Origin of the sequence: Acinetobacter sp. YH12252 (assembly GCF_013417365.1) — a bacterium.
In the GTDB taxonomy this organism is placed as follows: domain Bacteria; phylum Pseudomonadota; class Gammaproteobacteria; order Pseudomonadales; family Moraxellaceae; genus Acinetobacter; species Acinetobacter towneri.
In genome coordinates this window covers 176963-200786 of sequence record NZ_VPEA01000002.1, presented here as the reverse complement: position 1 = coordinate 200786, position 23824 = coordinate 176963, and the positions used below count along the sequence as shown (strand labels likewise).

General features: G+C 42.0%; 23 protein-coding genes and 1 other RNA gene. 9 read left to right on the top strand and 15 right to left on the bottom strand.

The window, feature by feature from the left end; all coding sequences use genetic code 11:
• Positions 1-19: 19 nt before the first annotated feature.
• Together FTV28_RS03375 and FTV28_RS03370 are read right to left on the bottom strand one after the other, a co-directional pair.
• A complete protein-coding gene (locus tag FTV28_RS03375) occupies positions 20-1867 on the bottom strand; it encodes an extracellular solute-binding protein (RefSeq protein ID WP_004972660.1) in 1848 nt (615 codons plus the stop codon).
• Positions 1868-1933: 66 nt separating this feature from the next.
• Positions 1934-5203 (bottom strand): LysM peptidoglycan-binding domain-containing protein, encoded by a 3270-nt coding sequence (locus tag FTV28_RS03370; protein WP_004972658.1) that lies wholly within the window; start codon positions 5201-5203, stop codon positions 1934-1936.
• Between the two features lie 212 nt (positions 5204-5415).
• Between FTV28_RS03370 and dnaQ the strand changes: the two genes are divergently transcribed.
• The 3 genes from dnaQ to nudC all read left to right on the top strand — a co-directional run bounded on the left by dnaQ (position 5416) and on the right by nudC (position 9439).
• Positions 5416-6894: a DNA polymerase III subunit epsilon gene (dnaQ, locus tag FTV28_RS03365; protein ID WP_179989407.1), complete on the top strand. Its 1479-nt coding sequence runs from the start codon at positions 5416-5418 to the stop codon at positions 6892-6894.
• 128 nt (positions 6895-7022) lie between these two features.
• Entirely contained in the window at positions 7023-8666 is a 1644-nt protein-coding gene (locus FTV28_RS03360) for a chemotaxis protein (RefSeq protein ID WP_179989406.1), read from the top strand.
• Positions 8666-9439, top strand: a complete 774-nt coding sequence (gene nudC, locus FTV28_RS03355; RefSeq protein WP_096902169.1) for an NAD(+) diphosphatase — start codon at positions 8666-8668, stop codon at positions 9437-9439. Before FTV28_RS03360 ends, nudC begins: the two co-directional genes overlap by 1 nt.
• Before the next feature lie 94 nt (positions 9440-9533).
• On the opposite strand, the gene FTV28_RS03350 is transcribed toward nudC, so the two are convergent.
• From FTV28_RS03350 to FTV28_RS03340, 3 genes are all read right to left on the bottom strand, one after another.
• Positions 9534-10421 carry an alpha/beta hydrolase gene (locus tag FTV28_RS03350; protein ID WP_179988918.1) on the bottom strand — a complete coding sequence of 296 codons (888 nt, stop codon included), beginning with the start codon at positions 10419-10421 and terminating at the stop codon, positions 9534-9536.
• Positions 10411-11088, bottom strand: a complete 678-nt coding sequence (locus tag FTV28_RS03345; RefSeq protein WP_004972649.1) for a BON domain-containing protein — start codon at positions 11086-11088, stop codon at positions 10411-10413. Before FTV28_RS03345 ends, FTV28_RS03350 begins: the two co-directional genes overlap by 11 nt.
• Positions 11089-11198: 110 nt before the next feature.
• Positions 11199-11627 carry a YraN family protein gene (locus FTV28_RS03340; RefSeq protein ID WP_154320492.1) on the bottom strand — a complete coding sequence of 143 codons (429 nt, stop codon included), beginning with the start codon at positions 11625-11627 and terminating at the stop codon, positions 11199-11201.
• A gap of 203 nt (positions 11628-11830) precedes the next feature.
• On the opposite strand from FTV28_RS03340, the gene rsmI reads away from it, so the two are divergent.
• Positions 11831-12673: a 16S rRNA (cytidine(1402)-2'-O)-methyltransferase gene (gene rsmI, locus FTV28_RS03335; protein WP_178319212.1), complete on the top strand. Its 843-nt coding sequence runs from the start codon at positions 11831-11833 to the stop codon at positions 12671-12673.
• A gap of 191 nt (positions 12674-12864) precedes the next feature.
• Here rsmI and FTV28_RS03330 read toward each other — a convergent pair whose 3' ends face one another.
• The 3 genes from FTV28_RS03330 to ubiH all read right to left on the bottom strand — a co-directional run bounded on the left by FTV28_RS03330 (position 12865) and on the right by ubiH (position 15745).
• Entirely contained in the window at positions 12865-13113 is a 249-nt protein-coding gene (locus FTV28_RS03330; protein ID WP_004972644.1) for a hypothetical protein, read from the bottom strand.
• Positions 13114-13289: 176 nt separating this feature from the next.
• Entirely contained in the window at positions 13290-14540 is a 1251-nt protein-coding gene (locus FTV28_RS03325) for an FAD-dependent monooxygenase (RefSeq protein ID WP_179989405.1), read from the bottom strand.
• Positions 14537-15745: a 2-octaprenyl-6-methoxyphenyl hydroxylase gene (gene ubiH, locus FTV28_RS03320; protein ID WP_179989404.1), complete on the bottom strand. Its 1209-nt coding sequence runs from the start codon at positions 15743-15745 to the stop codon at positions 14537-14539. The genes FTV28_RS03325 and ubiH overlap by 4 nt, the downstream gene beginning before the upstream one ends.
• Before the next feature lie 372 nt (positions 15746-16117).
• On the opposite strand from ubiH, the gene FTV28_RS03315 reads away from it, so the two are divergent.
• On the top strand, positions 16118-16363 hold the full coding sequence (locus FTV28_RS03315; protein ID WP_004970507.1) for a type II toxin-antitoxin system RelB/DinJ family antitoxin: 246 nt from the start codon (positions 16118-16120) through the stop codon (positions 16361-16363).
• Positions 16353-16646 (top strand): type II toxin-antitoxin system RelE/ParE family toxin, encoded by a 294-nt coding sequence (locus FTV28_RS03310; RefSeq protein WP_004970510.1) that lies wholly within the window; start codon positions 16353-16355, stop codon positions 16644-16646. The genes FTV28_RS03315 and FTV28_RS03310 overlap by 11 nt, the downstream gene beginning before the upstream one ends.
• Before the next feature lie 79 nt (positions 16647-16725).
• On the opposite strand, the gene pepP is transcribed toward FTV28_RS03310, so the two are convergent.
• Entirely contained in the window at positions 16726-18060 is a 1335-nt protein-coding gene (pepP, locus tag FTV28_RS03305; RefSeq protein WP_179989403.1) for a Xaa-Pro aminopeptidase, read from the bottom strand.
• Between the two features lie 94 nt (positions 18061-18154).
• Positions 18155-18793, bottom strand: coding sequence for a UPF0149 family protein (locus FTV28_RS03300; RefSeq protein WP_178319215.1), 639 nt, complete (start codon positions 18791-18793; stop codon positions 18155-18157).
• Between the two features lie 64 nt (positions 18794-18857).
• Here FTV28_RS03300 and FTV28_RS03295 point away from each other — a divergent pair, with 64 nt between their 5' ends.
• The 3 genes from FTV28_RS03295 to ssrS all read left to right on the top strand — a co-directional run bounded on the left by FTV28_RS03295 (position 18858) and on the right by ssrS (position 19988).
• Positions 18858-19409 carry a hypothetical protein gene (locus tag FTV28_RS03295; RefSeq protein ID WP_179989402.1) on the top strand — a complete coding sequence of 184 codons (552 nt, stop codon included), beginning with the start codon at positions 18858-18860 and terminating at the stop codon, positions 19407-19409.
• A gap of 1 nt (position 19410) precedes the next feature.
• Positions 19411-19695, top strand: a complete 285-nt coding sequence (locus FTV28_RS03290) for a cell division protein ZapA (RefSeq protein ID WP_004970518.1) — start codon at positions 19411-19413, stop codon at positions 19693-19695.
• A gap of 110 nt (positions 19696-19805) precedes the next feature.
• Positions 19806-19988, top strand: a non-coding RNA gene (gene ssrS, locus FTV28_RS03285) — 6S RNA.
• Between the two features lie 47 nt (positions 19989-20035).
• Here the strand turns inward: ssrS and FTV28_RS03280 are convergent.
• The 5 genes from FTV28_RS03280 to FTV28_RS03260 form a co-directional block, all read right to left on the bottom strand.
• Positions 20036-20437, bottom strand: coding sequence for a type II toxin-antitoxin system HigA family antitoxin (locus FTV28_RS03280; protein ID WP_004970519.1), 402 nt, complete (start codon positions 20435-20437; stop codon positions 20036-20038).
• 1 nt (position 20438) lies between these two features.
• Positions 20439-20729 carry a type II toxin-antitoxin system HigB family toxin gene (locus tag FTV28_RS03275; RefSeq protein WP_019836372.1) on the bottom strand — a complete coding sequence of 97 codons (291 nt, stop codon included), beginning with the start codon at positions 20727-20729 and terminating at the stop codon, positions 20439-20441.
• A 71-nt stretch (positions 20730-20800) separates the two neighbouring features.
• Positions 20801-21295 carry a flavin reductase gene (locus FTV28_RS03270; protein WP_004970523.1) on the bottom strand — a complete coding sequence of 165 codons (495 nt, stop codon included), beginning with the start codon at positions 21293-21295 and terminating at the stop codon, positions 20801-20803.
• Between the two features lie 122 nt (positions 21296-21417).
• On the bottom strand, positions 21418-22446 hold the full coding sequence (locus FTV28_RS03265; protein WP_179988915.1) for a methionine synthase: 1029 nt from the start codon (positions 22444-22446) through the stop codon (positions 21418-21420).
• A 26-nt stretch (positions 22447-22472) separates the two neighbouring features.
• A complete protein-coding gene (locus FTV28_RS03260) occupies positions 22473-23474 on the bottom strand; it encodes a putative oxygenase MesX (protein WP_154320486.1) in 1002 nt (333 codons plus the stop codon).
• Between the last annotated feature and the right edge of the window lie 350 nt (positions 23475-23824).

Genomic DNA, 23824 nt, shown 5'->3' with positions numbered 1-23824 from the left:
TGCTTGAGTTTTAAAATCGTTATTGTTGACGTAAATAATGTGCAACTTTCTTGGCTTGGGCAGCATCACTCCACCAATAATCAATTCCTGCCGATAGTTTAGGTTTGATGGCGGGCTGACGATACATATTCCAATAGGCATACCAGTTTTCACCTTTGCCATAGGTTGGAATTTGATAATACCCCGCACGCAATAAACGATCCAAAACTTTGGTACGCACAATCAATTGTTCACGATTAGGCGCACGAATCAACTGTTGTACCACTTCATCAATTACTGGGTTTTTAATGCCTGCGTAATTATAGTTTCCTGGTTGATCTGCGGCAGCACTACTCCAAAGCTGTGCTTGCTCATTGCCTGGACTTAAAGATTGCGGCATGACACTGGTGGTCATATCAAAATCGGCACGGCGCATGCGTTCAATATATTGCGGCACATCGACATGCCGAATATTTACCGTAACGCCCAGACGTTTCATATTGCGCACAAAAGGCACTAATGTGCGTTGCAAACCATCCTGATGAATTAAAAATTCAATTTGAATGGCTTTGCCTTTGGCATCGACCAATTTACCTTGCTGAAAACGATAACCCGCTTTCAAAAGCAATTCACGGGCTTTAAGCAAGCCGTTACGGTTAAAGCCACTGGCATCAGTCACAGGATACTGCCAATTTTGCAATACGCCTTGGCGTTGAATAGGATGCAGCTTGGCCAAATAGGGTTTTAAAACAGACAATTCTGCGGCTGAAGGTGTGCCTTTGGCTTCTAATTCACTGTTAGAAAAATAACTTTGCAAACGGCGATATTGCCCATAAAACAAGGCTTTGTTTTGCCATTCAAAATCATAAGCGTAGGTTAAAGCCTGCCTAAAACGAATATCCTGAAACGCATGTCTGCGGGTATTAAAAACAAAACTTTGGGTCGGAATTGGGTTTTGGTGCTGAAATTTATGCTTGACCACCATGCCCGCATTCACAGCAGGAAAACGATATTCAGTGACCCATTTTCGTGCGGTATATTCTTCATGCAACGTGTATTGCCCCGACTTAAACCCTTCGAAGGCAATATCCAGATTGCGATAATAAACATACTTCAGGCGGTCAAAATTATAGCGCCCTTTATTTACGGGTAAATCTTTGCCCCAATAATTTGGATTACGCTTATAAGTAATGCTGCGCCCTGCATCAATCCGCTCAATAAGATACGGCCCTGAACCTAAAATCGGTTCTAGTGTGATGCGGGTAAAGTCACGCTTTTGCCAGTCTTTTTTAGAATAGATTGGCATTTGCGACAAAATCAGCGGCATTTCTGCATTGTTAGTGGATTTAAAACTGACTTTAACCTGATGCTTAGACAAGACCGTGGTTTTATCTAAATCGGATAAATACATTTGCAAACCTGGATTAGACTTGGTCTGAAAAGCATCAAAACTGAATTTCACATCATCTGCTGTAACTGGGCTGCCATCACTAAATTTAGCTTTAGGATTTAAATGAAAAATGACAAATGCAGTTTGCTTGGGGTCATAGCTGACTTTTTCTGCCAATAAGGGATACATCACCCCCGGCTCATCTAAAGAACTGCTCATGAGTGAATCGAATATAAAACTCACCCCATCGGTTGAGCTGCCCTTACCATTCATGTCATTTAAATTATCAAAAGTGCCATTACTGGCACGAATTAAATCGCCACCTTTGGGCGCTTGCGGGTTGGCATAAGGCATAGCCGAGCGCCCCACATACTGAGGCTGGCTATGTACGGCAATATAGGGCGTGGTTTGTAACGCAGCCCATCCAAACTGCGGCAAGACCACACAACCTAAAATACAGCCCAGATATTGATGTGTCTTTTTTATGGCAAATGACATGCACACAGCTCCTTGTGCAGTATTCCTGAGGATGCCGTCAAAACATGACATCCTCAGGATTAAACTTTACAGATTCGGGACTTTAATCACATCGCCAATACGCAATTGAGTATTTGGCTGCATATCATTTAAATCTGCCAATGCTTTGGTGTCGATGCCATAACGACTGGATAAGCCAATCAGCGTATCCCCACGTTTCACTTTATATTCAGTTACGGTTTTGGGAACTTGAATATTTTGTCCAATGCGTAAACCTGAACGTGGCGTTAAGTTATTTAAACTCGCCAATTCTGCAACCGACACACCCACACGGCTGGCAATCGAATTTAAAGACTCACCACTTTTAACGGTATAAGTTTCGGTGGCTTTACTACTGCTGCTTTTCGCAGCACTTACGACCTCTGTTTTTACTTCATTTTTTGCAGCGCTGGCATCGACTTTTAAGCGTTGTCCAATGCGGACATTGGCAGTACGTGAAAGATCATTCAGCTCTGCCAAATAATTCAATTGCAATTTATATTGGCGCGCAATACTGCTTAAAGTTTCCCCTGCTTTGACCACGTGAATATCATTGGTGGTTTCAGCCACCGCTTCAACTTGGGCTTTTTTCTCAGGAACATCCCCCGTGAGTTTAAGAATTTGTCCTGCTCTTAAACCACTGTTACGGCTTAGATTGTTTAAGTCTGCAATATAGTCTTGGCTGAGATTATATTTTGTCGAAATCGCCGATAAGGTATCGCCACGTTGTACCGTATAACGCTCAGGCACATTGACACCTGCAGGCACTTTGAGGGTTTGACCAATGCGCACACCGCTTTGCGTGCTTATATTATTTAAACTGGCGAGCTCTGCCAAAGAAATTTTGGCTTGGTTGGCAATGCTCGATAAAGTATCACCACGCTGTACTTGGTAGTTTTCAGTCGGATAGTTTGGCTCTGCTGCTTTTGTTTCTGACTTACTGGCTTCAGCTTTGCTCGCTTCCGTTTTTTGTGCAGTCACTTCATTTACAGGCACATTAATGCGTTGCCCAACCAATAAGCTACTGTTCGCGTTTAAACCTGGAGTTAAATCAGCCAATTCCTGATTTGACAAGGCATAACGGTCTGCAATCAGTTTTAAGTATTCGCCACGCTTCACTACGTAAGTTTTGGTTGCGATTTTTGCAGCCTGTTCTGCGGCTTTTTTGTCGGCTTCTGCTTTGGCTTTAGATGCAGCCGTTTCTTTTAAACTTAGACGCTGCCCTACAAATAAGCCACTGGTGGTGCTTAAGTTATTAAAATCTGCCAATTGTTTTACAGTTAAACCAAACTGACTGGCGACACCTGTTAAGGTATCATTGGCTTGCACCACGTATTGCTCAGGCATGGTTTTTGGCTTAGCAGGCTCTGCCTGTACTTGTGGCTTGGCGTCGTATAAATAAATACTGGTGCCCACATACAAAGTTGCATCTGGAGCAATTTGGTTCCACTTGGCAATATCACGCCAGTTCAAGCCATTTTTCATGGCAATACTGGCCAAGGTGTCCCCCGCTAACACGGTGTACGTGGTACGTTTGCCTTTTGGTGGTACGACCACCACTTCAGACTCCGTACGCACATAATTCTTACCTTGGTTACGCTTTGCTTCTTCTGAATCTAGGCGCGTATTTTCTGCCACACTTTTCGGGTAAGCAAAACCTTTGGTTAATTCTTTACCTTGCTGCTCTGCAACAGACAGACTGGTCTGAATAGCGGTCAGCTTAATTTTTCCATCGTATGGATCAACAATTTCAGTGCCTTGAGGCGCAATTTGTTTTAACTCAGCCACAAGTTGTTCTTGTTCTGCTTTAGAAGCCACAGGCTGCAACACTTCTTCTACAGTTTTATTGCTACCTTCTGCCTGCACTGCTGCAAGAATTTGCTCACGCTCAGTATTGGAAATTGGTGGTTCAATCCGCACAGGCTGAATATTGGCAGCAGGTGTAACAGCAACAGGAATACGCGGCGCACTTGGAATATCGCTACCCGCAGCAAATGCTGCCAAAGCGTCCGAACCTTGTGGCGTACGTGACAAACGTGTAGGCGTAGTCGTTGCTGGTTTTGAAACACTGGCTGTAGTCGATGCTGTGCTTGGTGTAGTGGTAGTTGTGACTGCCGTAGAGGCAGCAGGCTTGCCTGTAGTCGTTCTGGTTGTTGTACTGGTCGTTAACGCAGGTGGCTCAGATTTAGATGGTGTAATGGTCACACCAGAAGATGAAAACGATGGTGTGTTGCTGCTATTGCTTGCCCATAAACCGCCACCACCTTGTAGTTTTTTCAATCGTGCATCGACTGTTGGGCTTAAATCTGCAGGAATCAAAATACGCATTGGACTTTGGGTGTCAATCCGATCCCCACGATGTCCAGGGTTAAGCGAATACAGTTCGGCACGGCTGAGACCGGTAATATTGGCCACATCATTTAAATTCACCGCGCCCACATTAATTTCACGGAAGTGTGGACGGTTGGCAATTGGGGGTAAAGACACGCCATAAGCATGCGGGCTTTTAATAATTTGTGCTACCGCCAAGAAACGCGGCACATAGTTCATGGTTTCTTGCGGCAGTTTTAAAGACCAATAATCGGTTGGTAAACCTGCAGCTTTATTGCGGTTAATGGCTTGTTGAATACGACCCGGGCCTGCGTTATAAGCCGCCAATGCCAATTCCCAAGAACCAAACTGATTATACAAACTGCCCAAAAACTCATAGGCAGCACGAGTCGACTCCACGACATCTCGGCGACCATCGTACATCGAAGTTTGTTTTAAGCCGTAAATACGCCCTGTACTTGGAATGAACTGCCATAAACCTGCGGCAGCTGCGCTACTGGTTGCTGCAGGGTCATAGGAACTTTCAATCACAGGTAACAACGCCAATTCAGTTGGCATACCACGACGTTCAGCTTCTTTAACCGTGTGATACAAATAACGTGACGCACGCGCACTTAAACGATCCAAATACGGTTGACGTGAAATAAACCAGCCTCGCTGCGCTTCAATACGTGGGTTCCAATGGTTTAAATCCATTTTGAAACCAACGGTCATACGCTTCCAGACATCACCGTGTTTTAAAATTAATAAACGGTCACCTTCTACCGCGCGCATATCGGTTGCAGAGAGTAAATCTTCCAGACCATCTAAAGTACTGGCATCTAAATAACCCGAACCGACCTGACTTGAAGTGAGTGGCTTGCTCGCACCCTGCGTCGAGCTACAGCCCGTCATCAAGCCAAGGGCAGCCAATGCTGAACCTAAAACTGTAATTTTTAAAAATGAAGGTAAAGTCGGCTGCCACATGCGCGTGGTTGGTTTATACATAAAAAAATCCAAACAACTCGTATATAAATTATTTTTTAGACTTGCCATTGTAGTAGAGCTAGACAACGACACAAGGCATTAATTTAGCGCGTTTCGTCTATAAATGTTACAAGAAATTAAAAAATAGACAGGATTTACACGTCTAAACCGAATTTGCGATATACAATAGCTTTTCATTTTGATTTATTTTGCACAACCTGCGGATCTGATTTATGTCTCAAACAATCACTTTATATGTTGATGGTGCTTGTCGTGGTAATCCTGGCTTGGGTGGCTGGGGTGCGTATATTGTTACCGAACAAGAAGAACATAAATTATATGGTGGCGAAGCTCAAACCACCAATAACCGTATGGAATTGACTGCAGCGATTGAAGGCATTTTATTTTGCCCAATGGATGCCAAGCTGATTATTTGGACTGACTCCAATTACGTCAAACAAGGCATTACCGAGTGGATTCACGGTTGGAAAAAGAAAAACTGGAAAGATGTCAAAAACCCTGACCTTTGGCAAAAATTAGATGCGGTCTGTCAAGGTCGTGAAATTGAATGGCACTGGATTAAAGGTCACGCAGGACATGCAGGTAATGAAATGGCAGATCAACTCGCCAATGTGGGTGCAGATCAAGTCAGCAAAATGTTAAAAACCGCAGACTCAAACCCAACCCTCAGTGCAACATTAGTCACATCCGCAGCAGACACCTCAGAACATGATAAAAAAAAAACCGAATCTGACTGGTTGTTAGATGACCCCTTTGGTTTTGATTTAATGGGCGCTGATGCCGAGGCTGAAACAGAAGATATTCAAAATACGCTTCAGGAAACTCATCAGACAACTGTCACGGAACTTGAAACAGCAGAGAACGTGCCTGCAACTGAATCAACAATCACAGACGAAGCTGAAGTAGAAATAACCAATCCATCAGCTCGCGTTGACGCAGTGAACACAACTCAATCGCATCCGCATATTGTGGTCACCCCTGCCACAATGCAGCTACACGGCCCGCGCCAACTGATTCTGGATACCGAAACCACAGGTTTTTACTATCAAGATGGTGACCGAATTATTGAAGTCGGTGCACTAGAAATGATTAACCGTAAACTCACGGGCAGCTCTATCCACATTTATATTCAGCCTGAGAAATTGGTCGGTGAATCAGAAAACATTCACGGTATTTCAGATGAGTTCTTAAAAGACAAACCCAAATTTGCCGAAATTGCCGATGTGCTGTATCAGTATCTTAAAGGTGCAGAAATTATCGCGCACAACGCTACCTTCGATATGAACTTCTTGGATATGGAGTTCAGTCGTGCAGGTTTGGGCAATTTATCAGACGTGTGTACCGTAACGGACTCATTGCTGATGGCAAAAAACAAACACCCTGGGCAAAAAAACTCACTCGATGCGCTCGTCAGACGCTATGAAATTCCTGCGCGTGACCGTACGTTCCACGGCGCATTACTAGATGCTGAAATTCTAGCCGATGTTTACTTGGCAATGACTGGCGGACAAGTCGCCTTTGATATGGATGCTCTGTCTGCAAGCGAAGAACAGCAACGTCAAAGTGATCGTTTAAGCATTGATATTGATCTTGCTGTGATTCTGCCATCAGAAGAAGAATTGGCTGCACATGAGAATTGGGTCAAACAATTTGAAGAAAAACACGGTAAACCTTGCTTTTTTGCCAAATAAAATCTACGAGTTTTGTAATTTTATGTATTTAAAGATTTGCCAGTTCAGTTATAGTTAAAGCAAATAGGACTTTGTGTATTTTGCAAAGAACCAACAAACAGATAAAACACTAGGAAAGGTGCAGATCCATGTCTTACCAAACCTCTATACATTTTGATCCAACTGCCTTACTGATAATAAAAAATGAGGTTGATAATTCTATCAAACTGGTTGAATCCGCAGTAAGCACCTTAGCAGAAGATCAAACTTTGCCTTTTGGGATTGATGATGCACTGAATCAGTTTGAACAGTGTGCTCAGGTTTTAGCCTTAATTGATATGGAAAGCTTGGCAAAAATTGCGCAATACTCAGCAGAGCTGATGCGTAAAATTATGGGGAATCCAAGCAATATCAACACGCTGGAAGTCATTGCACTTAGCGAAGGCACCACCATGCTCAAGCGTTATATTGAGTTTATTTGCCTACGTGAAGTTAAAATTCCACAATTCCTACTCGACACTTTAAACCGTTTAGAATTGGCATTGGGTAAACCATTGACTCAGGAAGGTCAGCATATTGAAACTTTATTGGACTGCATCACTCCAAGTTTCCAATTGCCGCAAGTGCCTTCTTTAGAAAAGTCGGCTTATGTGCATCGCTTATATAAACTGTCATTACATAACCTGCTCAAGCAAGAAGAATCTGCCATGGATCTTCAAGCGATTAAACTGGTAGGAACGTATTTGGCAGGTTTGGCAGAACAACATCCGAGTCAGCAATATTGGGGCTTAGTACACGTTGCCTTTAACCATATTGATAACTTGTTGTTGAATGAGCCACGTTTGCGTACTTTTATTAGTATTGAGCACAATATGCGTCAATACTTTGCTACGCCAGAAAGCTTTACCGCCAGCTTGTCTGATCTTGCGAATGTGTTGAGCCTGTGTATTAGTCAAGAAGATGAAATTTCTCAACATATTCGCAGTCAAATGAATATTGGTGAAGACTTACTCACCGACATGCAGCTCCAAGTATTCAGCCGTCATTTATATGGTCCAGATTTTGACACCATGCATACCATTAGCGATTTGGTCACCACAGAAATGACACAAATTCGCAATGATATTGAATACAACTATCAAAACATGAGTCCTGAAAAAACGCTGGAATTACAAGGCAAATTAACAGAGTTAGCAAACTTGTTTAAAGTCTTGAACTTAAATGAAGCGCATTTGGACTTACAACGCCAAGCTGAATCATTAAGCCGTCCTGAATTACTCAAAGATGAAAACTTTGCCCAGCAATTAATGAACGTGATTTTATCGGCCATGAACTCAATCGGTGTGCTTGAACGTCACCACACCTCTAGCCGTTTGCAGTTACGTGTGAATAACATGAACATTTCGCTAGATCGTTTAGATGAAGCACACGAAGCCTTGCTGACTGAAACCAAGTTACTGATTGACTTAATCACGCAAACACTGACACAGCACCTACAAACTCAAAGTGTTGCAGATTTAGAGCATACTTCAGCGCAAATTCGTGAAGTTGCAGGGGCAATGTTGTTCTTGAATGCTGAAAGTGGTCAAAAAGCACTGAAAGTATCTGCAGATTTTGTGCATGCACAAGTTGAAGCAGGGCAAAACTTAACAGCTGAACAGGTCAACAATATCTTAGATACGCTTGCCAGTGCAGATATGCTGATTGACAATTTAAAGAACAAACAACCTGTTCTGCAAAGCATGTTTAAGGTAGCATTGGACAGTAGTGAAAAATTGAAAACTGTAGCCTAATGACTGAACTCTCACTTGCATATATTTTTCAGCAACAACAACTTTTGGTCGATGAAAACTTCCAATTACCACGTGTGGAAAAGTTGGCAAGTGATTTAAGTTTTAGCTCGGGTGATCAAGTGATTGCCCGAGATCTACTTGAAGATGAATCTATCCCTGAAGGCTTTCAACTGGTTCCAATCCGACAACTTTTACAAGTTTGGAACACCCAACAGTTTGAACAAGCTAGCCGTGCCATTCAGTTACTCGAATGGCGTCGCAATCATAAATTCTGCAGCCATTGCGGTCATAAAACCGAAGTCCATGCGACTCAATATGCCATGGTCTGCCCTGCTTGTGGCTATCACCAATATCCGCGCGTAAATCCATGTGTCATTACCGTGATTACTCGTGGTGAAGATGAAGTCTTATTGGCGCGTAATGCACGCAATAAACTGCCCATTTACGGTTTAATCGCAGGCTTTGTTGAAGTGGGTGAAACACTCGAAGAAGCAGTACGTCGTGAAACTTTTGAAGAAGTTGGCGTACAACTTAAAAATATTCAGTATCTTGCCAGCCAGCCGTGGCCTTTTCCAAGTAACTTAATGATCGCCTTTAAAGCTGAATATGCAGGCGGTGAAATTCAGTTACAGGAAGAAGAAATTCGTGATGCACAGTTCTTTAAGTTTGATCAACTGCCTGATATTCCATTTAAAGGCAGTATCGCCCATGCCATGATTATGCATGTGACCCAAGGCACGCCTGTGGCAGATGACACCAAAGCTTGGCTATAAGTCTAATTCGCAATCTTGCATTTAAAAAACCGTTGCACCCCATAAGCTGCAACGGTTTTTTTAATTACCATTTTCCACAGAAGATCAATCAACATCACGCATCTTTAAGTGCCTGATCTAAAGCACGCATAATTTGGCGTTTGGTCGCAAAGAAACGACTAAACAAACTCGACACCGATGCCATAACACTGACATGCCCTGTTTTTGGAATGACAATAATTTCACTATGATTGCCATATTTCTTTAATACGTGGTCGAAGTCTGTGGCATTACTTGCCCCCACAATTTGATCTTTTTCTGCCACCAATAAATAGTGTTTGACTGAATTCGGCTCCACAAAATAATACGGCATCACATCCTGATACGGCACCTCTTGATCAAAGGCATCGGCACATAGCGGATCATCCTTATAATCAAAATGATAAGGCCCTGCTAAGCCAATAATGGCACGGATGTGATCTTTACAGCTTAAAGCATACGGCTGCGGATGGTACAACAAGGACATCACATTAAACGCCCCTGCTGAATGCCCCATCAACACCACCTGTGCCGTAGAAATACCCAGTTTGTGTTGCTGCTGAGTCAAGTAATTCAGTGCAAGGGTTAAATCATCAATATAGGTGGGAAAAATATGCTGTGGCGCGAGCTGATAGTTCATCACTGCGACATCAAAGCCTTCTTTGGCAAATGCTTCGCCCACAAAGCGATAATCCTGCTTATCGCCACGTGACCATGCCCCGCCATGCACAAAGACCATGAGTGGACGCTGCGGGCGTGGTGTTGTAGTGCGGTACAAATCCAGACGATGTCGCGCGCGTAAACCATAAGCAATATTACTTTGAACGGTATAACCCTGACGTGGGGTTAAACGGTTCAGCGCATAGCTGCCCAAACTATACAGGCGAAATTCTTCATAAATACGTTTCGCCTGTTCTAAAGTTTTATTCAGTTGTTTAAACCAGTGTTCCACATTATTGAACATGCGTCGGTTCAACCTGATCTGGGTCAATCGCGACTGGCGTTTGTGTTTCTGGAGCAACCATTGGGCTGACAAAGTTCGCGTTGTTGCTCGGCTGTAGCTCAATATTATCAATTAGGGTAATAATTTTAGTGACATTGCCCACTTGTTGTAGCACTTGGTTTAAATCCTGCAATTCTGCATTGTTCAAACGTCCCATCACATACAACACGCCATCTTCGGTATGAATACGCACTTTGCTGTCTGACACCACAGGCGCTTTCATAATCAAACCACGGGTATTTGCAGTGACCGTGGTGTCCTGCATAATGGTGCTATAGCTGATTTGATTACCCACTGTAATATAATTATGGATGGTTTTTACATCACTCATGGCACGCACATTGTCTTCTGCTAATTGTTTTAAATGGGCGTCAGGCACTTGCCCTGTCAACAACACATTGCCATGAAAACTTTCTATATTGACACGTGATTGTTTAAAACGTGAATCCAGTTTATATAAATTAATTTTTGCAGTACGTTCAATAGAGTTATCTATAAACACTTGCCCAAGTGAGCGTGCACCACTTTCTGTACCCACTGGCGCAGTGCCTGTGCCACTTGAAATAAAACTTGCACAACCCGATAAACTTGCTACACACAGCAAGGTCACTGCAATACGCTTGAACACTCAGCAAGACTCCTATTATTTTCTTTCAATTCTGGCTTGTGCTGTGCATTTCATCCTTAGATTTGCACGATCAACAATACACCGACTGATGCTTTTGCTTTAAATTTCACTCAAAGATTAATCAAGTCTGCATCAAAAGTAAAAGCATTTTCAATCCATTGCAAATCATACGGGAATTTGGAAAAGTCTTGCTGTACTGTTTTTGCAAATTGCCGAGAAAAATCAAAGCAAATCACATCAAAACGACAATAATATTCTGAATAGTGTGGATATTCTGTTAAAAACTGCAGGGCAGTTTTCATAATTTTACGCTGCTTGGATGCAGACACCACTTCGTAGGCTTTGCCATAACGGGTTTGAGAACGTGCTTTAACTTCTACAAAAATCAGTTGTTCTGCTTGAATAAAAATCCCATCTATTTCACCAAAAACACTGTGATAATTCTGCTTCAGCATTCGCCAGCCGTGTTGTTGTAAATAGTGCCAAGCCGTCTGCTCTGCCCATGTGCCGATACTTTGCTGCAGTGTTTTTTGATTCATGCTATATCCAATTTTTTATTTTGTTATGGTGCTCAATCTTAGTATTCGCTGAAGTGCGATGACGTGAGTTTCACACGCCAGACTGCAATTCAGGTAGAATAAGCGCTTGGTCTGTAACTTGTATCAGACGCAAGCCAATACTGCTGTTGTTTCGTGTTCCATCATTTTTATTTTAGTTTGCTATTTCCCACGGAGAAAACTCAATGAGTGCCCAGTTATTTGTTGTTGCTACCCCAATTGGTCACTTAGATGATATGAGCTACCGTGCAATTGATGTGCTCAAATCGGTCAGCCTAATTGCCGCTGAAGATACCCGCACGTCTGCACAATTAATGAAACATTTTAATATTTCAACTCCGCTTACAGCCTGCCATGAACACAACGAAAGCAACAAGATTGATATTTTAGTCCAAAAATTACTCAATGGCGAAGACATGGCGCTCATTAGCGATGCAGGTACACCACTGATTAGCGACCCAGGTTTTAAACTGGTTCGTGCAGCACAAGCCAATGGTATTCGTGTGATTCCTGTGCCGGGTGCATGTGCAGCCATTGCAGCGCTCAGTGCGGTTGGCTTACCAAGTGATCGCTTTAGTTTTCAGGGATTTCTCGCTTCTAAACAGTCACAGCGATTACAACAACTTGAAAAGCTAAAAGATGAAACCCAAACCCTGATTTTTTATGAAGCACCACATCGAATTTTAGATTCAGTCAAAGATATGGCTGCCGTGTTTGGTGCAGATCGCCCTGTTGGCTTTGCCCGTGAAATCACCAAAACCTTTGAAACCATTAAAAAAATGACTTTAGGTGAATTGGCTGAATTTATCGCAGCAGATCATCATCAACAAAAAGGTGAAATTGTATTGGTGGTGGGGGGAGCGAGCGAAGAAAAAGACATGGAACAAGAAAAATTAGATCAATTATTGCAGCGTTTGTTGCAAGATTTATCGGTAAAAGCAGCATCACAATTGGCGGCTGATCTAACAGGGATTAAAAAGAAAATTGCCTATCAACGTGCGTTGGAATTAAGCCAAGCAGCTGAATAAGCCGATTGAGCAATAACAGTGATGACGATCATCGCGCATAAAAAAAGCATCACCCTTTATACAAGGTGATGCTTTTTTATGTTGAAGGTATAAGCATTAGAGCAGTCTGCCTAGCAAGTGCTCCGCCCTAACTCACTCAACAGTTCAACGAATAAATTCAATCAACAAGTTCAGCAAGCACGTTCAACAGATTAGTCGCGCGCAGACTCATCTGGTGGCACTTCGGTAATTTTTCCGCCACGCGCCAAGAATGCAGCCACTTCATCTTCCAATGCCTGACGCTGTTTTAGTTTGGCAGTTACAGTGAGAGTTTCTGCTTCTGCAAGATCACCATCTACAGCACCTTCTTCTGATTCTGCTGCACCTTTTTCAGCCGCTTTCGCTTCATCTTCGTCTACAGTTGAATCTTCTACATCATCGTAATCGTTCATGTCCGTCATCTTAATCTCCCCACAAATGACTTCAATTTAGTCCAAGTGAAAACTGGTTATGAATTACGATGAAATTTAGCAATCTCTTGGCCTTTCGCATAGAGTCTAGATTAAAAAAAACGTATCTTTTTTAACCAAATTCGTAATCAGGTATGTATGACCGTACAAAAAACGACTGTTTTGCTTTAAACCGCGTAGCGTGTGTCTTTAAGCAGGCTTAATCCACTGGCTTGTGACATAAAGGCATCTTTTAACGCAGGCAGCTGCTCCACCTGTTTTAAACCAAAGTTACGTGCCCACACCACAGGGAATAAAGTGGTGGTTTCCATCCAGCCAATCGCAGACATACTATGCATCATGGCATCATTTTGTCCTTTACGACGATGCTCGTAACGCTTTAAAGTTTGCTCATGCGCCCAAACACCACGTTTGAAATCATGCAACAACACATCGCACAGTACGGCTGCATCCAGACAACCAATATTCACGCCCTGCCCTGCAAGCGGATGAATTACATGCGCGGCATCACCAATAAGTGCCAAACCATCTTGCACATAACGCTGCGCTGCACGTGCTTTCAGTGGGAAAATAGCACGTGGGGTTGCCTCTAAGACTTCCCCAAGCATGTGATGACTTTCACGAGTCAAAAGTTGGGTAAAGTCGTCATCATTCAGTTTGGCATATTCTTCGGCATAGTCATCAGGCAAAGTCCAAACAATCGACTGCCAATGCCCTTCCTGCTCGGCGTGTAAACTTGCCATCGGTAAATAGGCCAAAGGACCAGTTTCTAAGAAAATTTGACGTGCAACATGCTGATGCGGCTGCGCAGTACGAATTGCACAGGTTAGACCTGCCTGACGATAATCCAACACATCAAAATCAATAAAGGCTTGTTCGCGCACAAAGGAGTTAGCACCATCTGCGCCAATGACTAGCTTAGTCTGTAATTGTGTACCATCGGCCAAATAAATGTGCCAAACGCCAACACCACGCTCTAAACGGGTCACTTTGACTTGCGTTCGATAATCTTGCACTTGTTGCAACATTTGCTGCTGAATCGCTAGATTTAAAATGCTTGGCTCGACCATTGAACCCAGAGCCTGCTCAATAGCGGGTGTACGTTCGTTACTTGACCCAAAGTTAATTTCGCCATAGCCATTTTTATTCCAAACCTGCATGCCGCTATACGGCATATGTCGCGCCAGTTTAGACCAGACATTGACTGTTTTTAACAGGTGGATGGTGGCCTGACTTAAAGCCAATACACGCGGATTGGCAACTGCAAGGGTTTTCTCTGCATCTAAAATAGGTGCGGCATCTAAAACTGTAGCCTGCACACCCCCTTGTGCCAATAAAAGTGCAGTTAAGCCTCCCACCAAGCCGCCACCAATAATGACGACATCTAACACTTGCGTTTGTTGATTTGCTGTGATCATGCTTTTAACCCCATGGCATAATTGGCGACCAAAGGTTTAATGCCTGGAATGGTATCAAACGCGACTAAGCCTGTATTACGCATAAATTTCAGGATTGGGTTTTGATTGCTAAATCCACGTACCACGCTGTCACAGAATTTAATGACTCGCTGTTGATCTTTCAAACGCGATTGTTCATAGTCACGCAGCATTGCAGCATCGCCTAAATCTGCTGACTGTGCCGCCTGTTCGGTGAGATAACGCAATAATACGTAAGCATCTCGCATACACAAGTTAAAGCCCTGCCCTGCGACTGGGTGAATGGTATGCGCTGCATTACCCATCAGTACAACGCGACCAACCGCCTGTTTTTCTGCCAGAACTTGTGACAATGGAAAACTAAAACGACGTCCTGTTTTTTCAAACTTCCCTGCACGATCACCATAGGCTTGTTGCAAGGCATTTAAAAAGTGTTGATCATTTTCATCGCCAATCCATTCATGTTCTGTACCTTTTGGCACAGGCCACACCACAGAACGGCGATATTCACCTGGCAGGGGCAGCAACGCCAAAGGCCCTAAATGACTAAAACGCTCAAAACCCACATGCGCATGCGGCTTGGAGGTTTGCACTGTGGTCACAATCGCTACTTGGTCATAATCATGTTCCGATGCACCAATGCCCAAGGCTTTACGGCAGAAAGAATCACGACCATCGGCAGCAATCAGTAGTTTGGCAGCAAGCTGTAATTGTTCCTGACCACGTACCGCTTCAATATAGGCAAAATCTGCATCTTGTTTAAGACTGGTGACCTGCACACCATCAATCAATTCAATCAAAGGTTGTTTACGTACTTCGGTCAACAACACTCGACCTAACCATGCATTTTCAATCACCTGACCAAAGCTTTCGACTTTTTCTTGTTCGGCCAATAAACGTGCCTTGCCAAAACTACCTTGTTCGGTAATTTGAACTTCTAAAATAGGCGTAGCATGTTCTTGCAAGGCATCCCATAAACCTAGCTCTTGGTAAATTTGTACGCTGCGACGCGACAAGGCACTGTTACGTGCATCAAAACTGGAATGATACGGCGCAAGGCTGGCATCGTCATAATTGGGGTATTGAATCGCTTCTAGCAACTTCACTGCAATGTTTGACTTAGCCAACATCAAGGCTAAGCTTAGCCCGACCATACCACCGCCTACAATGATCACTTCTTGTTGCATGCCTTGATCCTTTTTATGAGGTATTCGACTTCAAAAGATTCAATCGAAATACGTATAATCTGTAATGGATTTTATCTTACCGCAAAGTCATTTATTTTTATAATGAATTAGTGTTGAAGCTATGGAAGATGATTAGACTTCTTGCAAATGTCCGATTCAAACTATAATTATTAATCCCCCATCTTCTTGCTCCGAGCCATGCATGACACAAGAGAAGATAAATTCAATACTTAGTATTATTGATGGCTGATGATTGATTTTAGAATAAGCTCAACGATAAAAATGATCTCACATAATGGTTATTATACAAACTATCTTTGTAATGCATATTGCATTACAATATTTCCATACATTCAATAACTGAGAGAAGTGATGGCTACTGTTAATTTCAGGGTCGATGAAGCCCTTAAAGAAAAATCTTATTCAATCCTTAAAGAACAAGGTATCTCACCTACCGATTTCTTTACCAATATTCTTGAATATGTGGCAACGACTGGAAAGCTTCCAGTACAGAAAGCGTTGCTTTCAGAAGAAGATGCTGAACTATTGGCACTTGTCCGTAAACGCATGAATGATCCTAAAGAGATGTTCGAGGAAGTCACATTAGATGACTTATAATCTTTTACGTCATAAGGACTTCACTGCAGAATGGGAAAAGCTTCCGAGTGCTATCCGCGACCAATTCAAGAAAAAATTAGCCAAAGTCATTGAGCAGCCACATATTCCAAAGAACATGCTTAAAGGTGATCTTGCTGGCTGCTATAAAATCAAATTATTAAAAGCGGGTGTCCGACTTATTTATCAGGTCAAAGATGATCAGGTCGTTATTTTGCTCATTACCGTTGGAAAGCGTGCTGATAACATTGTTTATGATGAAGCAAAAAAGCGGATCAAAGACTAAAAATTATTTACATACTCAAAATTTACACGCGCTTTCTAATAAAAAAGCTGATCACTTGACCAGCTTTGATTAGACCCAATTAAGCAGATTTAGCTTTTGCCATCAATGCTTCAATCTCTTCTACGGTTTTCACCACTTTTGAAGTCAGATTCAATGGCCCGTTCGCAGTCGCAACAATATCATCTTCAATACGGATACCTATACCACGCCATTTAGCATCTACCGTTTCATCATCGGGTGCAATGTATAGACCCGGTTCAACGGTCACCACCATACCTTCTTCATAAACACGCCAGTCTTCACCGTGTTTATAGCTGCCGACATCATGCACATCCATGCCCAACCAATGCCCTGTACCGTGCATATAAAACTGGCGATAACTTTCCGAAGCAATAATTTCTTCTAAATTGCCCTGCATAATGCCTAGATCAAGCAAACCTTGCACCAAAATACGCACCGCAACATGGTGTGGTTCTTTATAGGAGTTACCAATTTGTACAGCTTCAATTGCTGCAATTTGCGCATCCAATACAATGTTATACAGTGCTTTTTGTTCTGGACTGAATTGACCATTCACGGGAAAAGTACGGGTAATATCTGAGGCATAGCACTGATATTCACAGGCTGCATCAATCAGGACTAAATCGCCATCTTTAAGCACTTTGTCATTTTCGACATAATGCAAAATGCAGGCATTTTCACCACCACCGACAATACTGTTATAGGCAGGTACGCAGCCATTTTTACCAAAAATATAATTCAGTTCAGCTTCTAGCTCATATTCCATCATGCCTGCTTTTACTGTTTGCATGGCACGAGTATGTGCTTCTGCACTAATATTTGAAGCAATTTGCATCAGTTCCAATTCAGACTCAGTTTTATGCAAACGCATTTCATCCAGCAAACGATCTAACTGAACAATTTTGGCAGGTGCAGTATTGCCTTGACGATGTTGTGCATCAGCTTGTTGGTTCCATGCCGCAACACGTACATCAAATTCAGTCTGCTGCCCTAAACGATAATACAACGTGTCTTTATTGACAATTTTGGCGATGATTTCTGCATCTAATTGCGCAATTGCAAAAGACTCATCTGCCTCAAACAACTCAATTGCGCCTTCTAGCCCTGCACGATAACCATTCCAGATTTCCATTTCACGGTTACGTTCACGGCAGAACAACGTGTAGGTATAACCTTCATCAATTGATTCATAGGTTTCAATCACCGCAACTGCTTCAGGTTCGGCAAAACCTGTTAAATAGAAAAAACTGCTGTCGGCACGATATTTATAATCTGCATCACGATTACGCATTGCCACAGGACTGGTTGCAATAATTGCGACACTATTAGGCCCCATCAGTTCTGCAAGTTGATCACGACGTTCTTTAAATTCGACTTGAGTCAGTTTTTTCATAAATACGGTCTACACATATAAAATGATGAAAATATGATTGTTGTAATGACTTAAAGCACCTTACACCGACTTAACTTAGGCACACAACGCCCGATTAACTCGGACGGTGTGGCGTAAACATTTCAACAACAGTACTTGCGTTTTGTGTTGTTTGTACGGTTTGTTGACGCGACTTAGCATGTAAGTTTTGCAATAAAGAGCTTTCTTCTACAGGCACTTTTTTACGTCCTACAGATAAACTCACAGGAATCAAACGTACAAATTCATACAATTCCTGATAGCTTTCTTCGCCTTCTTCGTCATTGTCTGAATCTTCAAATTCAACCGCAGCAACATCTTGTAAATGCTCAATCAGTTCGATTTCATCTGAACGAATATGCCCAGAAGCCAAACCAAAACCAAGCACAACGCCTGCACACCAATCTGCCAAAGCTTGCACACGTTCTTGTAAAAGATGTTCATCATCTGGCAATAACGGCAGATAATCTAACTCATCTTCAGACAAAGCATGTGCGACATCTTCCGATTCATCGGTTAAAAGTGACAGTGCGGCTGGCTCTAATTCTGGCACATTGAGGGTTTCTAAAATCTGCTGCCACTCGGTTTCAGTTGGTGCATTTGTCACACAAACTATACCTGTCAGCAAGCCATGTAACTCACTTGGGCTTGAAATTTCTTCAATGTTAGAAAAATTGCGGAACCATTCCGACCAACCTGAAATATCGTCTTGCATTCGTTTATCCAATCTCTATACTTCGTATATATTACCTTTGTTTGCAATACTGTGCGACCACGATATGTTAGAAGAATTACAGCGTCTACAAGCGCATATTGGTGTTTTAAAAACACGAATTGATCATTATGAAAGTGAAAATACCGCCCTCAGCACAGCCAAGCAAACTGCTGAGGAACAGCATCATGCACAAATTGTGCAAAGAAACAGCATTATTACTGCCAAGCAAGATGAAATTGAGAATCTGACTGAGCAATTAAGCAGCACTCAGGCGCAATTTCAGCAGTTAAACCAAGATGCGACAGCACTGGCAGACCGTTACAGTCGTTTGGAAAAAAGCTGTACTGATTTGAAAAACCGCTTTCAGGAAATTTTGGCTGAGCGCAATGAATTACGCATTCTGAAAGAAAAAATGCTGAATGATCAGCGTATGAATCAGAATGAAATTCAGACACTCAAACAAGAACGTGAAAGATTGTTACAAAAAAATGAGCATGCCAAAGCCAAAGTTGAAGCTATTATTCAGCGTCTTGCAATTTTAGGTACAGCTCAAGATCATCATGCGCAAGAAATTCAACAACTTGCCCACCCTGCCGAAGTGAGCGAGGAAGGTTAATATGTCAGTTCAAATTCCAATTGATTTACGTGTTTTAGGACATAGTTTCCGTTTAGCCACAACTGAAGAAAAAAGAGAAGATTTAGAGCGTGCAGCACAATTATTGAATGAACGCTATGATGAGTTTCGTCGTAAAGCGCCCAATATGGAACCGAGCAAACTGATTATTGTGGTGGCTTTAGAGTTGATGCAAGAGGTTCTTTCTATGAATAAATCTTTGCAGCATTATGAGCATTGTGAGCGTTTACTCAGCACCATTTTGCAAGAAGTTGAAGCCCTTACTTAAGTGTCGTTTTTTTGACTTAAGTTTGCATAAAGGCTATGCAAACAAGCTCTATCTTTACAGTTAATTCGTGAACATGAGTTGCCAAGCAACTGAGATGGGTTATACTAATTCTAACTCTGAGGTGTTCGCCAGCGAGTCTATATCCCTGCCGATACTTAAATCTTAGGATTGTGTTCTGCATATTTAGAGCGTATGCCCATCTCGTATGGGAAACCCAGCAAGTATGCGTCGCGTCCGCCTTGAACTTTTTCGGGTTCAGGGTAACGACATGCAGCGGCATCTTCGGAGCTATTTATTTTTAAATATCTAAAAATAAAATGTCTAAAAAATATAAAATCGTTTAGAAAAATGTATCAGCAGAAACCTTAAACCGCTCAGACAGCGCTTTAATATGACGAATATTCAACTGGCGTTTGCCGCTTAAAATCTCCGAAATCACAGATTGAGTTGCAACCTCTGCCAAGTCAGATTGACCTAATCCATGTTGCGCCATCAAAAAAGCTAAAGCAGCACGACCATCTCCATGAGGAATAGGCAGGTGTTCATTTTCATAAACAGAAACCAAGTCACCGAGTTGATGAATCAGCCCCATTAAAGGATGCGTTTCATCATCACCAACAATATCTAAAAGCTCATCTAAAGCCTCGACAAGTGCATGAAAATCTTTTTCATTTTCTGGTTTACTCAGCAAAGGAGCAACGTAGTGCCAGTGATCTACAGCCTGTTTAATCATTGCGTTCATACTAATCCTCCTTCCAATGACCTTTGTCATATTCTTTATGGGATAACACATGACGAATATACACACGCTTTGCCTGATACATCACAACAGCAATAAGTCGAATCTTATTCCCACCAATATCGAATACATGAAACTTTCCAACTTTATCAACTGCTGGAAATAACTGCTTCATTTCGGCAAAGTCTTTCGGATCATTTGCCTTAATAATTCGATACCAACCATCGAGTGCTGTTTCAGCCTGTGGCCACTTGTGCATTGCCTCTATAATTCTAGCGTGGGTGATCACATGCATAATATTTTATCGCATTTTGCTATAAATCAAGTATAAACTGATTATCGCATATTGCAATATTTTATAGCGAATTAAACAAACTCAGTTTCACCAACTTGATGATAGTGACGATTAAAATAAACCAACGCCTGATCTTGTTGATTTTTTTGAATAGCAACAATTGGGCAAATAAAAATAGTATGCGTCCCCACTTCTTGAATTTGTGAAATTTCACAATCAAAACTGACCAATGCATTTTTTAATATAGGAGCACCTGTTTCCAAAGCTGCCCATTCAGCCTGCTTAAAACGCTCATCGGAACTCAATTTTGATGAGGCAAATGCATTAGAAAGATGTTCTTGTTCTGCATTTAGCACATTCACACACAGCACTTTATTCTCTAAAAAACTGAGATGAGAACGCGATGATTTGTTCATACACACCAATAATGTTGGCGGTGTATCTGTCACGCTACATACCGCAGATGCAGTAAAACCATGACGTCCTGCATCTCCCATTGTCGTCACTACATTGACTGCACTTGATAAGAAAGACATTGCATTTTTGAAGTCTGTTGCTTTAACCATCACCGTATTCCAACACTCAACTTTTTTAGAAAGTTCAAAGGATGCTTTTTGCCTGAAAAAGCATCCCTGATTCACTTAACTTAAATTCACTTGGCTTGAATTCACTTCGCCTGATCGAACGCTTAACTAGATAATTCTTGGCGAATAATCTTCGTACCAGCAGCCAAAGCCTGTAACTTGCCTCGTGCAACCTGACGACTCAATGGTGCCATTCCACAGTTAGTCGATGGGTACAGCTTGTTAGCATCGACAAATTGCAATGCTTTGCGCAATGTATCTGCAACTTCATCGGCTGTTTCAATCGTATTCGTTGCGACATCAATCGCACCCACCATCACCTTTTTACCACGGATAAGTTCAAGCAAATCCATCGGAACACGTGAGTTGTGACATTCCAGTGAGATAATATCCAAATTAGACTGCTGTAGTTTTGGGAAAACTGCTTCGTATTGACGCCATTCTGAGCCGAGTGTTTTTTTCCAATCGGTATTGGCTTTAATGCCATAGCCATAGCAAATATGCACGGCTGTTTCACATTTCAAACCTTCTAACGCGCGCTCTAATGTTGCCACGCCCCAGTCATTCACCTCATCAAAAAACACATTAAACGCAGGTTCATCAAACTGGATGATATCCACGCCTGCTGCTTCAAGTTCACGCGCTTCCTGATTCAGGATTTTGGCAAATTCCCACGCCAGTTTTTCACGGCTCTTGTAGTGCGCATCGTATAAAGTATCAATCATGGTCATAGGACCAGGCAACGCCCATTTGATGGGTTGATCTGTCAGTGAACGCAGGAATTTGGCATCTTCAACAAAGACTGGTTTTTGCCTAGAAACTGCACCCACCACAGAAGGGACACTGGCATCATAACGATCACGAATTTTGACTGTTTCACGTTTTTCAAAATCGACACCTTCAAGGTGTTCAATAAAGGTGGTGACAAAATGCTGACGGGTTTGCTCCCCATCACTCACAATATCAATCTCTGCTTGCTGTTGTTCATGCAGTGATAGACGCAGCGCATCTTGTTTTGCGTCCAGTAATTCTTGCCCTGTTAATTTCCACGCTGACCAAAGCTTTTCAGGTTCTGCGAGCCACGAAGGTTTAGGTAAACTGCCAGCCGTTGAGGTCGGTAATAAAATAGCCATTTTGAATCTTCTATCTGTATTTTAAGTTAAGCAACACGTTCTTGATTGGCAGCATGTAGCGGCACGAACTTGGCAGCCCATTGTTCAAGAATATCTTGATAAGGCTTGATAAAGTTTTCTTCAGTCCATTTGCCCTGCTTGACTGCCAACTGACCTCGCTCAACACGGTCATATACAACTTGGGTTAATGAATAATCCTGATAATTCAAACTTGGCTGATAGACCTCGCCTGCAGGTGAGTTGGTGTTATAAATTTCAGGACGATAAATTTTCTGGAAACTTTCCATAGTACTGATGGCACTGATCAACTCAAAATCTGTGTAATCATGCAGTAAATCGCCAGAAAAATAGAACGCAAGCGGTGCATTGCTATTTTCAGGTTTGAAGTAACGCACGGTTAAACCCATTTTTTCAAAATAGTCATCGGTTCTTGAATATTCATCATTTTTATATTCTGTACCTAAGACAGGATGCACATTGGTCGTACGATAATAAGTTTTTGTGGTTGATACGCTCAGGCAAATCACAGGTTGTTTTTGAAACTCAGCTTGGAACACTGCTGAACTGACCAAATGCTGATAAAGCTTGCCATGTAAATCACCAAAACTTTCAGGCTTTTCATTTACTTTGCAGCCTAATGCTGGCAAGACCACACTAAAATCATAATCACGAACATACGATGAAAAACTGTTGCCAATCATGCCTTCAATACGTTCATTTGTTTGATGATCTGTGATCGTACTTTTTAGCATTTCAATGAATGGAAAAGTTTTGCCATTTCCTTCAATATCAATTTCTGCAGAAATAATGTCGATTTCAAGCGAATAACGATCACCTTTTGGGTTATCGCAAGATGCCAGCGAGTTAAAACGATTATTGATCATCGCTAAAGTTCTGCGTAAATTTTCCTGACGGCTTTCACCACGCGCCAAATTTGCAAAATTGGTGGTTAAACGCGTGTTGTTAGCAGGTTCATAGTTTTCGTCAAAACGAATACGTTTAATTGAACAGGTGAATGGCTTTGTCATGATGATCTACTACCCAAATTTAAAAAGTTAAAATTTCTGAATGAGGGTATTTATACTGGAACGACAAAGTGAATAAAAATGATTTAACCTCAACCTAAAGTGAATTTTATTCACCTTAATTTAAAATATGCAGCAAAACATCTAAAAATGATGGTTTTTCTGTTATCCCTTAAATTTAAAAATTAAAATAAATATTTCAATAACAACAAGTTAAAACCAAAAAATATTTTTATTCCGATAAATATTGAAGAGTATATTTTAGAGGACAGCACATAGTTCATTCAGTAGATTTCAGCCCTGAATGAATGAAACTCAGCTTGAAGTTAGAAAATCTCAGCTTCTGATTGGCT